The organism is Streptomyces sp. NPDC058697, assembly GCF_042715345.1.
GTDB lineage: Bacteria > Actinomycetota > Actinomycetes > Streptomycetales > Streptomycetaceae > Streptomyces > Streptomyces liliifuscus.
This window is the reverse complement of the sequence record NZ_JBHXSU010000016.1, coordinates 204,379-218,190: the sequence shown is the minus strand read 5'-3', so window position 1 is coordinate 218,190 and position 13,812 is coordinate 204,379. Positions and strand designations below refer to the sequence as shown.

The 13,812-nt window shown below is 70.4% G+C and carries 12 protein-coding genes; 8 read left to right on the top strand and 4 right to left on the bottom strand.

What is annotated here, in order from left to right; all coding sequences use genetic code 11:
* Positions 1 to 177 precede the first annotated feature (177 nt).
* Positions 178 to 1,242 carry a diacylglycerol kinase gene (locus tag ACFWXQ_RS31970; RefSeq protein ID WP_383956738.1) on the bottom strand — a complete coding sequence of 355 codons (1,065 nt, stop codon included), beginning with the start codon at positions 1,240 to 1,242 and terminating at the stop codon, positions 178 to 180.
* A gap of 199 nt (positions 1,243 to 1,441) precedes the next feature.
* On the opposite strand from ACFWXQ_RS31970, the gene ACFWXQ_RS31965 reads away from it, so the two are divergent.
* The 3 genes from ACFWXQ_RS31965 to ACFWXQ_RS31955 all read left to right on the top strand — a co-directional run bounded on the left by ACFWXQ_RS31965 (position 1,442) and on the right by ACFWXQ_RS31955 (position 3,738).
* On the top strand, positions 1,442 to 2,725 hold the full coding sequence (locus tag ACFWXQ_RS31965; RefSeq protein ID WP_143640206.1) for an adenylosuccinate synthase: 1,284 nt from the start codon (positions 1,442 to 1,444) through the stop codon (positions 2,723 to 2,725).
* A gap of 179 nt (positions 2,726 to 2,904) precedes the next feature.
* Positions 2,905 to 3,195, top strand: a complete 291-nt coding sequence (locus ACFWXQ_RS31960) for a hypothetical protein (protein WP_143640208.1) — start codon at positions 2,905 to 2,907, stop codon at positions 3,193 to 3,195.
* A 123-nt stretch (positions 3,196 to 3,318) separates the two neighbouring features.
* Complete coding sequence (locus ACFWXQ_RS31955) at positions 3,319 to 3,738, top strand: hypothetical protein (RefSeq protein ID WP_383956733.1); 420 nt, start codon at positions 3,319 to 3,321, stop codon at positions 3,736 to 3,738.
* Between the two features lie 19 nt (positions 3,739 to 3,757).
* On the opposite strand, the gene ACFWXQ_RS31950 is transcribed toward ACFWXQ_RS31955, so the two are convergent.
* The 3 genes from ACFWXQ_RS31950 to ACFWXQ_RS31940 form a co-directional block, all read right to left on the bottom strand.
* Complete coding sequence (locus tag ACFWXQ_RS31950) at positions 3,758 to 4,408, bottom strand: hypothetical protein (protein ID WP_189843269.1); 651 nt, start codon at positions 4,406 to 4,408, stop codon at positions 3,758 to 3,760.
* 354 nt (positions 4,409 to 4,762) lie between these two features.
* Positions 4,763 to 5,494 (bottom strand): GntR family transcriptional regulator, encoded by a 732-nt coding sequence (locus ACFWXQ_RS31945; RefSeq protein WP_383956696.1) that lies wholly within the window; start codon positions 5,492 to 5,494, stop codon positions 4,763 to 4,765.
* Positions 5,495 to 5,595: 101 nt separating this feature from the next.
* Complete coding sequence (locus ACFWXQ_RS31940) at positions 5,596 to 6,951, bottom strand: aspartate aminotransferase family protein (RefSeq protein ID WP_383956693.1); 1,356 nt, start codon at positions 6,949 to 6,951, stop codon at positions 5,596 to 5,598.
* Positions 6,952 to 7,169: 218 nt separating this feature from the next.
* Between ACFWXQ_RS31940 and ACFWXQ_RS31935 the strand changes: the two genes are divergently transcribed.
* The 5 genes from ACFWXQ_RS31935 (at position 7,170) to ACFWXQ_RS31915 (ending at position 13,759) form a co-directional block, all read left to right on the top strand.
* Positions 7,170 to 7,781 (top strand): type 1 glutamine amidotransferase family protein, encoded by a 612-nt coding sequence (locus tag ACFWXQ_RS31935; RefSeq protein WP_383956690.1) that lies wholly within the window; start codon positions 7,170 to 7,172, stop codon positions 7,779 to 7,781.
* Positions 7,778 to 8,320 (top strand): MarR family winged helix-turn-helix transcriptional regulator, encoded by a 543-nt coding sequence (locus ACFWXQ_RS31930; protein ID WP_383956687.1) that lies wholly within the window; start codon positions 7,778 to 7,780, stop codon positions 8,318 to 8,320. Before ACFWXQ_RS31935 ends, ACFWXQ_RS31930 begins: the two co-directional genes overlap by 4 nt.
* A gap of 78 nt (positions 8,321 to 8,398) precedes the next feature.
* Positions 8,399 to 10,486 (top strand): serine/threonine-protein kinase, encoded by a 2,088-nt coding sequence (locus ACFWXQ_RS31925; RefSeq protein ID WP_386269694.1) that lies wholly within the window; start codon positions 8,399 to 8,401, stop codon positions 10,484 to 10,486.
* 184 nt (positions 10,487 to 10,670) lie between these two features.
* Positions 10,671 to 12,200, top strand: coding sequence for a substrate-binding domain-containing protein (locus ACFWXQ_RS31920; RefSeq protein WP_383936533.1), 1,530 nt, complete (start codon positions 10,671 to 10,673; stop codon positions 12,198 to 12,200).
* Between the two features lie 47 nt (positions 12,201 to 12,247).
* Entirely contained in the window at positions 12,248 to 13,759 is a 1,512-nt protein-coding gene (locus ACFWXQ_RS31915; protein WP_383936535.1) for a M20/M25/M40 family metallo-hydrolase, read from the top strand.
* Positions 13,760 to 13,812 lie beyond the last annotated feature (53 nt).

Sequence of the window (13,812 nt, the reverse complement as noted above, 5' to 3'; positions counted from 1 at the left end):
CCCCTACCCATTCCCGTCCCTTACTCAGGGGCTTCGCCCCCGAACCCCCAAAAGATTGCGCAGTTCCCCGCGCCCCCAAAAGGGGCGCGGGGAACTGCGCGACAAGCCCCCACCGGGCCCGCACCCGAAATCGCTACGGACGGGGTCTGGGGCGGAGCCCCAGGGGACGGGAATGGGTCACCCCGGCAACGTCAACCCCCACGCCCCCTCCCGCACCGTCCACGTCCGAGTCCGCACAGGCCCCCAGACCACCGCATCCGCGCGATAGCGGAAGTCGGACCCCGACACGGTGATGGTCCGAGCCACGGCCTCCAGCAGAGCGGCCTCCGCACCGACGGAAGCGGGCCGCACCTCCACCCGCGCACCCCCGCCCACCCCACCCGGCGTGACGGACACGGACTCCAGCGGCTGGTCGAGGTCGACGAGGGTCACCCCGTCGACCTCGATCCGCAACCGCGTCGGCCCGGTCACCGCGGGGGCCGGCACCCGGGCGGGCCGGGCCGCGAGGGTCCGTACGAGCGACTGGCAGGTACGAAGCCAGTGATGGTGATGCCCACCGCCATCCTCCGGACCACTCCCGGAGCCGGACCGGGAGCCGGAGCCGGACCGGGAGTCGGAATCCGACCCTGACCCCGAGCCCGCCCCCGACCCCAAGCCCAATCCGAACCCCAACCCCAATCCCAACCGCGAGCCGCCCCCAGCCCCAGACCCGTTCCCAGACTCAGCCCCAATCCCAGCCCCAGACCCCAAACCCCCACCCGAGCCCACCCCCGACCCGGCTGCCGCCGCCCCCCACCTGCCCCCCGCCAACGGCGGAATCCGCAGCGCCCCCAGCACCACCCCGTCGCTGTCGTCCGCCAGGAGATCGAGCCGCCGCTCGGACCCGTCGAGCACGGCACGGGCCGCCGCGACGGCCCCTATGGGCACGCCCAGCGCCCGAGCGAGCGACAGCGCGCCGCCGCTCACGCCGACCGGCACCAGGGACAGTGCACATCCGGCCAGCTCCCGCCGCCGGTACAAAACGGAGACCGCACGCAAAAGCGCCCGGTCGTCCCCGATCACGACAGGCCGTCGTGACCCTCTCCTGGCAAGTGCCCGATCGAATTCCTCGGGCCCGTCAGGAAGGCACACTTTCGTCGTCGCACCCGCGCTGAGCACGTCTTTTGCGATCCGTACCGCCTCACCGTCACCGTGACGGGCGACCGGGTCGATGACCACAAGGAGCTGGTCGGAAGTCGACACCTCGGTCCTGCCTCGCTTCCTCGGGTAGCATCTTTGTGCAAGAGCCCCTTGCGCTATTGCGCCAGGGGCTTCGTCTATTCCGGGGCATCCGGTCCGACGGTCGCGGCCAAAGGTGGTCGCCGGCGTACGCAGCCGTACCAGAACCAGCCGCGTACGTCCCCGACCTTGGACATGCCCCGCCCGGAAGGGGTGTACGCGCGTGCCCGCACTTGTGCTGCTCGGTGCTCAGTGGGGTGACGAAGGCAAGGGAAAGGCCACCGACCTGCTCGGTGGTTCCGTGGACTATGTGGTGCGCTACCAGGGCGGCAACAACGCCGGCCACACGGTAGTCGTGGGCGATCAGAAGTACGCCCTCCACCTCCTCCCTTCCGGAATCCTCTCGCCGGGGTGTACTCCGGTCATCGGCAACGGAGTCGTCGTCGACCCGTCGGTCCTGTTCTCCGAGCTGAACGGACTGAACGAGCGAGGCGTCGACACCTCCAAACTCCTCATCAGCGGAAACGCGCACATCATCACGCCGTACAACGTGACGGTGGACAAGGTGACGGAACGCTTCCTCGGGAAGCGGAAGATCGGCACGACCGGTCGCGGAATCGGCCCGACGTACGCGGACAAGATCAACCGCGTCGGCATCCGCGTCCAGGACCTGTACGACGAGTCGATCCTGATGCAGAAGGTCGAGGCGGCCCTCGACGGCAAGAACCAGCTCCTCACCAAGGTCTTCAACCGACGCGCCATCGAGTCGGAGCAGGTCGTCGAGGAACTGCTGACGTACGCGGAGAAGCTGCGCCCGTACGTCGCCGACACGGTCCTCGTGCTCAACAAGGCGCTCGAAGAGGACAAGGTGGTCCTGTTCGAGGGCGGCCAGGGCACGCTGCTGGACATCGACCACGGCACGTACCCCTTCGTAACGTCGTCGAACCCGACCGCCGGTGGCGCCTGCACCGGCTCGGGTGTGGGCCCGACGAAGATCAGCCGGGTCATCGGCATCCTGAAGGCGTACACCACGCGCGTCGGTGCCGGCCCCTTCCCGACAGAGCTCTTCGACGAGGACGGCGAGGCCCTGCGCCGCATCGGCCACGAGCGCGGTGTCACCACCGGCCGTGACCGTCGCTGCGGCTGGTTCGACGCGGTCATCGCGCGCTACGCGACGCGCGTCAACGGCCTGACGGACTTCTTCCTGACGAAGCTGGACGTCCTGACCGGCTGGGAGGAGATCCCGGTCTGCGTGGCGTACGAGATCGACGGCAAGCGCGTCGAGGAACTCCCGTACTCCCAGACCGACTTCCACCACGCGAAGCCGATCTACGAAACCCTGCCGGGCTGGTCGGAGGACATCACGAAGGCCAAGACCTTCGCGGACCTCCCGAAGAACGCCCAGGACTACGTCAAGGCCCTGGAAGAGATGTCCGGCGCCCCGATCTCCGCGATCGGAGTGGGCCCGGGCCGCGACGAGACGATCGAGATCAACTCGTTCATCTAGTACGGACCGCTGGTACGGACCGGTAGTACGGACCGCTGGTACAGACCGCAGAGAGGGGCACCCCGGCAGCTTGCCGGGGTGCCCCTCCTCGCGTTGCCGACGCAGTCTGCGTACCTCGCATAGCGGGCATACGCTGAGAGTGCGAACGTGCGTGCGTCGATCAGAAGAAGGTGAGCGCGATGCGCGTCATGCTCAAGGCCACTCTGGACACGGAGAAGTCGAACGAAGCGATCCGCAGCGGGAAGATGCCGGAGCTGATCAAGGAGATCCTGGACCACCTCAAGCCCGAGGCGGCGTACTTCGCGCCCCTGGGCGGCCGGCGTACCTGCCTGCTGTTCTTCGACATGAAGGACAGCTCGGAGCTGCCTCCGGTCGGTGAGCCGTTCCTCACCCAGTTCAACGCCGAGGTCGAGGTCTGCCCGATCATGAACGGCGAGGACCTCCAGAAGGGCCTGTCCGAGCTGCGCTGACCGCCGGGGCGTCGGTGGTGTAGCCCGCTACACCACGGACTCGGGGGGCCGGTCCCTCGTGGCCGCGCGTGTGCGACGGAATCGTGGACGGCACCACCAGCCGATCCAGGAAGGGCCGATTCCATGGCCGCGAACCGTCGCCCCGTACGCCGTACCGTCACCGTCGTCACCACCCTGGCAGCCGTCACGCTCGCCGCCGGGCTGCTCACCGGATGCGAGGACGACGACCTCGACAACTCCCTGAGTTGCCTCAAGAACGCCGACACGATCGCCGACAGCCTCAAGGCGATCCACGAGGCCGGTGCGGACGCGGTGAAGGACCCCACGCGGACCGACACGTCCATCGACACCATCGAGAAGAACCTCGACAGGATCAACGACGGGACGGACGGCGACAAGGCCGACGACAAGGTCGGCAAGGCGGTCGACGACCTCAACGACGCCATCAAGGACTACAACAAGGCCGTCCTGGACGGCGACACCAGCCCGGACTCCAGCCGGATCGACGCCGCCGCCGACGAACTCACGGACGTCTGCACGTGATGACACCCACCGGACAGCGCTAGCTGAAGATGATCATCGAACCCTGGGCCAGACTCCGCGTCGCCGCCGCGTGCAGCCCCAGCCACACATGCCGTTCGCGCGCGAACGGGCTGGAGTCGAAGGGCGCGGGCGCGGCCGGCTCCTCCAACTCGGTGGGGGCCATGGGGGGCTCCGGCGGGAGGGGAGGCACGGCGGGGTCGATGCCGATCGTCGGGGCGACGAACTCCAGCTCCCGCAGCAGGGCCTGGGACGAGCCCAAGGGGCCCCCGCCCGCGAGGAGTTCGTCGCTCGACAGCGGGTGCGGGAAGTCCACCGGTACGTACGCGCCCGCGTGGTCGTAGTGCCAGACCAGGTGGGACTGCTGGGCCGTCGCGTCGAACATCTCCAGCAACTGCTCGTAGTCGCCGCCCAGTTCGTCGACCGGCGTCACCGGGAGCCCGCACACCTGCAGCAGGTACGCGCGGCGCAGGAAGTGCAGCGCGTCGTAGTCGAAGCCCGCGACCGGTGCCACATCGCCGGAGAGGCCCGGCATATAGGCGTAGACCGGCACCGGCGGAAGTCCGGCCTCGCCCAGAACCTTGTCGTAGAGCGCGAGTTCCTCGGCGAAGGGGTTGTCGGGGGTGTGGCACAACACGTCGACGAGCGGGACCAGCCACAGGTCACAGGCCAACAGAGAGCTCCTCGCGTAGCACGGTGGTCAAGAAAGCGTAATGGGTGCAAGCGCGGTCGGGCCCCGCCGTGAACGTCGAATACCCCACACCTGACGGCCCCACCCCCACACCCACCACTTCCGGCCCCGGATCTTCGCCCCCGGCCCCGCGCCCGACAACGCACGCAAGCGGAGACGGAGACGCACCCGCAGCCGACGACGCACGGGAGCGGGCCGTGCCGGTACGTCGAAGTCCGCCGCATACAGCTCCTCCGGTAAGCAGCACTCCTAAACCCACAGCCGTATACCCGGCAAGCGGCGGACTCGACGTACCGGCACGGCCCGCGCCCCGGACCCACCCAGGGCTCCTCGGCCCTAGTCGGCCACCAGCTGCTCGATAAGCGCCAGCGAGTGCGCGTCGTACGCGGTCACGATCGTGTGTGCCGTCGGGGCGTCGCGTTCGGTGAGGGCGTCCACGAGGGCCGTGTGCTCGGACCACAGACGGCCGCGCAGATCGTCGACCCGGCGCAGGTGCTGGACCGCGCACACCCACGACTGGACGCGCAGCCGGTGCAGGAAGTCGGCGAGGTAGGGGTTGCCGAACAGCCCGCTGAGCTCGCGCCAGAAGCGCAGGTCGTAGCCGATGAGGATGTTGAGGTCACCGGCGGCCGCCGCCCGCTGGGCCTCCTCGCCCCGCCGCCGCACCCCGGCGAGCGCGGCACCGGTGCGCGGGTCGTCGATGCGGGTGGCGAGCGCGGCGCGGGCACCCCGGGTGGTGGTGGCCTCCGCGTCGAGCAGGCCGCGGAAGATGCTGTCCGTGACCAGGCTGCGGGCCTCGATCATGCCCCGGTAGTCGTTCAGCGAGTACTCGTGGACGCGGAAGCCGCGGTGCTGGTCCGCGTCAAGCAGCCCCTGGGCCGACAGGTCGACCAGCGCCTCGCGGACCGGGGTCGCGGAGACGCCGTACTGCTCGGCGATCTCCTTGACCGTGAACTCCTGGCCCGGCTTGAGGCGTCCGGCCAGCACCTCGTCGCGGAGCGCGTCCGCGATCTGCTGCCGCAGGGTGCTGCGGGTGACGGCGCCATTGCCGCTGCCGGTGCGGGGCATCGTCCGGTTCCTTCCCCGATCGGGTAAGTACTCGCTCATGTCTACGAGCCAGTCACCTTACGCGTTCGGGAAAGGGCCATCCGGACCACACCGGCTCCGCGCTACACCGTGTGCTCGTCCGCCACCGAGAGCGCCTCGTCGAGCGCGGCCAGACCCTCCTTGGCCTCCGCCTCCGTGATGTTGCAGGGGGGAACGACATGGGTGCGGTTCATGTTGATGAAGGGCCACAGACCGTGCGCCTTCGCCGCGGCACCGAACGCCGCCATGGGCGCGTTCGCGGCGCCGGACGCGTTGTACGGAACCAGCGGCTCCCGCGTCTCCTTGTCCCGTACGAGTTCCAGGGCCCAGAAGACACCCGTGCCCCGGACCTCGCCGACGCTCGGGTGGCGTTCGGCCAGCTCGCGCAGCCCGGGACCGAGCACGGCCCGGCCGATCCGGGTGGCCTGGCCGAGGATGTCCTCCTCCTCCATCACGTTGAGGGTCGCGACGGCGGCGGCGCAGGCGAGCGGGTGCCCGGAGTAGGTGAGCCCGCCGGGGTAGGGGCGCTTCGCGAAGGTCTCGGCGATGGCGGGCGAGATCGCGACACCGCCCAGCGGCACGTACCCGGAGTTCACACCCTTCGCGAACGTCATCAGGTCCGGCACGACCCCGTAGTGGTCCGCGGCGAACCAGTGCCCGGTCCGTCCGAAGCCCGCCATGACCTCGTCCAGGACGAAGACGATCCCGTACTCGTCGCAGAGCGCGCGGACGCCCTCCAGATATCCCGGCGGCGGCATCATGATCCCGGCCGTACCCGGAATCGTCTCCAGGATGATCGCCGCGATGGTGGCGGGACCCTCGAAGACGATCGTGTCCTCCAGGTGCTGGAGCGCGCGCTCGCACTCCTGCTGCTCGGTCTCCGCGTGGAAGGGCGAGCGGTACAGGAACGGCGCCCAGAAGTGCACGACCCCCGCGGCCCCGCTGTCGTTCGGCCAGCGGCGCGGGTCACCGGTGAGGTTGATCGCGGCGGAGGTGGCGCCGTGGTACGAGCGGTAGGCGGAGAGCACCTTCGGCCGGCCGGTGTGCAGCTTGGCCATGCGCGTGGCGTTCTCGACGGCCTCGGCGCCCCCGTTGGTGAAGAAGATCTTGTCCAGATCCCCCGGCGTCCGCTCGGCGATCAGCCGTGCCGCCTCCGACCGGGCCTCGACGGCGAAGGCCGGCGCGAACGTCGTCATGCTCGCGGCCTGCTCCTGGATCGCGGCGACGACCTTCGGGTGCTGGTAGCCGATGTTCGTGAAGACGAGCCCGCTGGTGAAGTCCAGATACCGCCTGCCGTCGTAGTCCCAGAAGTACGACCCCTCCGCACCGGCGACGGCGAGCGGGTCGATGAGCTCCTGCGCTGACCAGGAGTGGAACACATGCGCACGGTCCGCGGCCTTCACGGCGGCGCCGGCCTGGGGATTGGGCTGAGGGGTCATGCGGCCGAGCGTAGGTGTGCGGGGCGGGGGCGCGACATCGGCGTCCTGTCTGCGGTGCGGCCGGGAACGCGACAGGTTGTCGCGTGTAGGTACACCAGGGGGAGCCTCGGCCGCGACTGCGAGAGAGCTGTTGACAGCACACTGTCGAAATGACAGCATGCTTACATAAGCGCAAGCGCACACAGGCTCGTACCGAGCAGCACGACCGAGGAGGAACCATGAGCAGCAACAGCCGCAAGCCCGTACACCTCGCCGTCTACGACACGCTCGCCGACTGGGAGACAGGCCACACGACCGCGTATCTCGCGAGGGGCGGCTACGAGATCAGGACGGTCGGAGCGTCTCCCGCCCCCGTGAGGTCCGTCGGCGGACTGCGGATCCAGCCCGATGTCACGCTCGACGACCTGCGGCCCGAGGACAGCTCGCTGCTGATCCTGCCGGGAGCCGACCTGTGGGACACGAGCGACGACCTGGCTCCCTTCGCCCGCAAGGCGCGCGAGTTCCTGGACGCGGACGTGCCCGTCGCCGCGATCTGCGGAGGCACGGCGGGCCTCGCCCGCGAGGGACTGCTCGACGACCGGACCCACACCAGTGCCGTCTCCTTCTATCTGGCGGCCACGGGATACAAGGGCGGCGAGCGGTACGTCGACACCGACGCGGTCACGGACGGCAAGCTGATCACCGCCGGACCCACCGAGCCCGTCGCGTTCGCGCGGGAGGTCTTCGGACTGCTCGGGGTTTACGAGGGAGAGGTGCTCGACGCCTGGTACCGGCTGTTCCACGACTCGGACGCGGAGGCGTACGCGGTGCTTGAGGCGGCCGGCCAGTGACCGAGGCGAGCGAGACGAGCGAGACGAGCAGGGAGCGGCAGGACCTGTTCAGCCGCAGCGCGCTCGGCATCTTCCGGCTGAACGGCCAGTTCATGGGCGTGGCAGAGGAGCTGGCCCGCCCCGCCGGGCTCACCGCCGCCTGGTGGCAGGTGCTCGGGGCCGTACTGAAGGAGCCGCTGCCCGTCTCCGGGATCGCCCGAGCCATGGGCATCACCCGCCAGAGCGTGCAGCGGATCGCCGATCTGCTGGTCGGGCGGGGCCTCGCGGAGTACGTGCCCAACCCCGCCCACCGCCGCGCCAAGCTCCTCCGCCCGACCGAGGAGGGCCTCGCGGCCGTCCGGCGGATCACCCCCGGACACGCGGCTTTCGCGGACCGCCTCGCGGGGACCCTCGGCGAGGCCGAACTGGCAGAGACCGTACGGGTGCTGGAGCGCCTGATCGACGCGATGGAGACGGTCACGGAGGCGAGCGCCGGCCCGGGCCCGAATCCGGGTGGGCGAACCGTGACAGAAACGGCATCCGCTGTTACGGAACCGTAGACACCGCTCCGGCCACCTCCCCGTTCGGCCGCACTATCCTCGGGCTGTCGCACAAGTACGGGGGAGGGCGGCATACCGATGGAGAAGCTCGGGGCTGCCGATCCGCAGCGGATCGGCGCGTACAGACTGCTGGCGCGGCTCGGTGCCGGCGGCATGGGGCAGGTGTTCCTGGCGCGTTCCGACCGGGGGCGTACGGTCGCGGTCAAGCTCGTCCGCCAGGAACTCGCCGAGCAGGAGGAGTTCCGCGCGCGCTTCCGGCAGGAGGTGCTGGCCGCCCGGCGGGTGGGCGGGTACTGGACGGCGCCGGTCCTCGACGCGGACACGGAGGCGGCGATCCCCTGGGTCGCCACGGGCTATGTGGCGGGGCCCTCGCTGGAAGCGGTCGTCGGGCACGACCACGGCGCGCTCCCGGAGCGTTCCGTACGGATCCTCGCGGCCGGCCTCGCGCACGCGCTCAAGGACATCCACGCGGCGGAGCTGATCCACCGCGACCTCAAGCCGTCGAACGTCCTCGTCACGATCGACGGCCCGCGCGTCATCGACTTCGGTATCGCGCGCGCCCTGGAGACGGTCACCGACGGCGGCCTCACCCGCACCGGCGCGCTCGTCGGCTCGCCCGGCTTCATGGCCCCCGAGCAGGTCCGCGGCGACCGCATCACGCCCGCGTGCGACGTCTTCTGCCTGGGCTCGGTCCTGTCGTACGCGGCCACGGGCGACCTGCCGTTCGGTACGGCCAACAGTGGCGTGCACGCCCTGATGTTCCGCATCGCCCAGGAGGAGCCGGACCTGGAGGGCGTCCCGGAGGGCATCGCCGACCTCGTCCGCCAGTGCCTGCGCAAGGACCCGGCCTCCCGCCCGACCCTCGACGACATCCTGGAGCGCACAGGCGCGGAGGACACCGTCACGGACGGCCGCAGCCGCGACCCCTGGCTGCCGGGAACGCTGGTGGCCCAACTGGGCCGCCACGCCGTGCAGTTGCTGGACACGGAGGATCCGGAAGGCCCGGAGGATCCGGAAGGCCCGGAGGGTTTGGAGGGAGCGGAGGGTTCGGGTGCTGCTGAGGGGGCGGAAGTCTCTCGCCCCCGCCGCCCCTACCCGTCCCTTCCCTCGGGGGCCGGCCCCCGAACCCCCGCTCCTCAAACGCCGGAGGGGCTGATTTCAGCCCGTCCGGCGTTTGAGGACGAGGCCGTTCAGGCCGACAGCGGGGGTCTGGGGGCGGCAGCCCCCAGGGACGGGAAGGGTAAGGGCGGCGGGGGCGAAGAAACTCCCCGTCCCCCCGAAGCCACCCCCGAACACGAACACGCCCCCACCCCCGACGGCCCCACCCCACCCCCACCCGGCCCCCCGGGAGCCGCCCCCTTCGACCACCTCCCCACCATGACCACGGGCCTGCCCGGCACACCCCCACCGGGAGGCCCACCCGTCCACCCCGCCTACGGCTACCCCCAACAGCACCCCCAGCCCGCCGGCTACGGCTACCCGCACTACCAACAGCAGCCCGCCGGCTACCCACCCCCACCGGGCTCGACCCCTCCCTACGGCCCAACACCCCCGTACGGCCCGGGAGTTCTCCCACAGCCCGGCCCGCCGGAAAGAGGCGGCCGCTCAACCGCCGTCCTGATCATCGTCGCCCTGATCGTCGCGCTCGGCGCAGGCGCATCCGTGTACGCGCTGATGAAGGGCGACGGAGACAACCGCGCGGGCGGCGACCCCACCCGCTCCCCGACGGCGGACGCGCCCACGACCCCGGGCCAGGTCACCGAGGGCCCCACGCAGTCGCCGACGACACCGGAGGAGACGCCGGCGGACGGCGCGATCCCCGTCAAGTACCTCGGCACGTGGACGGCCTCCATCGACAACGCCACGGGTCACAACACCCGCGAACTCACCATCCAGCAGGGCGAGGTGGGCGACACGGTCCTCTCGCTCACGGCGGACGGCCCGGCCGGCAGCGGCACGTACCACTGTGTGTTCCGGGCGCAACTCGCCGGGACCCCGAGCGCCGGCGGTCCGCTCCGGATCGGCGCGTCCGAGGTCACGGTCGGCGAACCGGCCTCGTCCTGCAGTCCGGGCGAGGCAACGGAGTTGACCGTCCTCCCCGACGGCCGCCTCCGCCGGGTGAACACGAGCAACGGCGACGAACTGACGTACACGAAGCAGGGCTGAGGCGGCAGTTGGAGCGACCAGTGGGAGGGAGCGGCGAGAGGGACCAGCGGGCGGGAGCCGTGGAAGGTCCCAGCCCAACCGCCCCTGAACAGCGCCTGAACTTCCGCTTTCGTCGCCGGAATACCCCGCTCCCCGCCCGTACAGTGTCCGAACCGTCGGACTCCGGGAGTGGTGGGGGCACCCAGTGGAGTGGCTGAGCGCAGAGAACGTGGTGGCCGTGGGCACGGCGGTCGTCGGTATCGTGGCCTCGGGCATCATGGTCTGGTACGAGCGCCGGGTGCCGCGCCGCAAACGCATCGGCTACCGCGTACAGATGGACAACCCGATCGGGGACGACGTCCGTCTCGGCAGAGCCAACGTACGGCTCGGGCTGTTCGACGAGGCGCCGGGGATGGCGGACGCGACCCTCGTCCTCCTCCGGATCGAGAACGACGGCTCGCAGAGCATCGCGGACATGGACTACACGGGACGTGAACTCCACGGTCTGACGGCGGTGTTCACGGACCGCACCATCCGCGGGGTGTCGGTCACGCAGCCGCCCGACACCGACCATCTGATGGACCACTTCACCCCGTCGAACGGCCTCGGCTACCAGGACAACACCCTGCGGATCCCGCGCGTCCCGCTCAACCGCGGTGAGCACTTCAAGCTCCTCGTGCTGCTGTCGGGCGGTGACGTGGGCAGCGGGATACGGCTCATCGGCGGTATCCGCGACGGCGAGGTGCACCCCAACCGCAGTGCGACACCGGACGAGAAGCCGCCGCTGTTCAGCAGACCCTCGCGGCTGATCACCGGGATGCTCACGCTGTGCGTCCTCGCGCTCGCCGTCATCGTGGTGGCCCGCGACGACACCCCGCCGCCGATCGGCTGCGAGCAGGGCGAGTTGACGGTCACGGGGTCGACGGCGTTCGAGCCGGTGATGAGTGAGTTGGCGGAGACGTACGAGAAGGACTGCGAGGGTTCGTCGATCGAGGTGGACGCGCGCGGCTCCACCGCCGGTGTCCAGGCACTCGATGCGCTCGGCAAGAAGTCCAAGGGCTCGCCGCCGGTCCTCGCCCTCTCCGACGGCCCCAAGCCGAGCGGGCTGAAGGACCTGCGCGAGACCCGCGTCGCCGTCTCGGTCTTCGTGCTCGTCGCCCACGAGGACCTGCCGGTGAAGAACCTCTCGACGTCCGACGTACGCCGTCTCTACAGCGACAAGATCAGCAACTGGAAGCAGCTCGGCGGCCCCGACCTGCCCGTGCACCTGGTCAGCCGCGACGCCAACTCCGGTACGCGCAAGGTCTTCCAGCGCCATGTCCTCGAACGCAACGAGGGTGCCAACACCTCCTCCGACTGCGAGCGCAAGGACTACACCTCCGCCCCGGTCATCCGCTGCGAACTCTTCTCCACCGACCAGGTGCTGAGCACGGTCGCGCGTATCCCGGGTGCCATCGGCTACAGCGAACTCAACTTCGCCACCGGCTACGACGGCGTCCACCGGATCACCCTCGACGGCCACGACCCGTCGGTCGAGGAGATCGAGCACGGCAACAGCGCGTACCCGTACCGCGAGATCGAGTACGCGTACGTGTACGGCGAGCCGCCCGCCGACTCGCTCGCCTCCAGCTTCCTCACGTACATCAGCCGGGGGAGCGGCCAGGAAGTGGTCCGTACGCACGGTCATCTGCCGTGCTCGACGCCCGTGGGGCAGAAGATCTGCGCCGAGGGCTGACGGCAGGGACTCTTGTGTGCGCCGGACACGCGCACAACCATGGATCCATGTCTTCCACCCCCACCTCATCCCCCACCCCACCCCCCGTCCCGCACATACGGCCCAGCAGAAGAACCGTCCTGGCCGCGACGGCGGCCGCCGGAGCCGTCACGGTGGGGCCGTCCGCGGCGCCCGCGGCGTCCGCTCCGGCCATGCCGACGGCCGAGCTGGTGGACACGCCCGCGAGGCCCGCGGCGGCGGCCGAAGCCGAACGGCCGGGCCCGCGCCCGCCGGCCACCGCGCAGGAGCCGTCCCGCGAACTGCGCGCCCTGCTGAAGGAGATCGACGCGGACCGCATCGAGGCGACGGTCCGCAAACTCGTCTCCTTCGGCACCCGGCACACCCTCTCCACCCAGGACGACCCGGACCGCGGCATCGGCGCGGCCCGCGACTGGATCCTCGCGGAGATGCGCTCGTACGCCGCCGGGTCCGGTGGCCGGATGACGGCAGAACTCCAGTCGTACGTCCAGGAACCCGCGTCCCGCATCCCGACCGCGACCCGCATCACGAACGTGGTGGCGACCCTGCGGGGCTCGGTCACCCCGGAGCGGGTGTACGTCGTCTCGGGCCACTACGACTCCCGCGTCACCGATGTCATGGACGCCACCTCGGACTCCCCGGGCGCGGACGACGACGCGTCCGGGGTCGCCGTGGCGATGGAACTGGCGCGGGTGATGGCGAAGCGCCGCCCGGCGTCGACGATCGTGTTCGCGGCGGTCGCGGGGGAGGAGCAGGGGCTGTACGGGGCCGCCCACATGGCGTCCCGGTTCAAGGCGGCCGGCACGGACGTGCAGGCCATGTTCACGAACGACATCGTGGGCGCTTCGAGGGCGGACGACGGGACGAAGGACCCGTACACGATCCGTCTCTTCGCCGAGGGCGTGCCCACGTCGGAGACCGCCGAACAGGCGGCCACGCGCCGCTCGGTCGGCGGCGAGAACGACTCCCCGTCACGGCAGTTGGCGCGGTTCGTCCGTGACACCGGGGACAACTCGGCGACGGGGATGCACGTACGGGTCGTCTACCGCCGGGACCGGTACCGCCGGGGCGGCGACCACATCCCCTTCCTCGAACAGGGCTACGCGGCGGCCCGTTTCACCGAGCCGGCCGAGGACTTCGCCCACCAACACCAGGACGTACGGGTCGAGGGCGGCAAACAATTCGGCGACCTGCCGGAGTTCTGCGACTTCCCCTTCACGGCCCGGGTCGCCCGCGTGAACGCCGCCGCGCTCTGGACCCTGGCCCAGGCTCCGGCCGCGCCGCGCGACGCCAGGATCCTGACGGCCGCGCTCACGAACTCCACGGAGCTGACGTGGAAGCGGGGTTCCGAGCCCGACCTGGTGGGCTACGAGGTCGTCTGGCGCGAGACCACGGCTCCCGAGTGGACCCACGTCATCCCGGTCGGCGACGTGACCTCCCACGAGGTGGACCTGTCCAAGGACAACGTCTTCTTCGGCGTGAGGGGCGTGAACCGAGCGGGCCTGCGGGGACCTGTGGCATTCCCGTTGCCGCAGGTATAGGTCTTTTCCTTGTGTGTTGGGTGCGGGTGCGCTGTGGCTGATCGCGCAGTTCC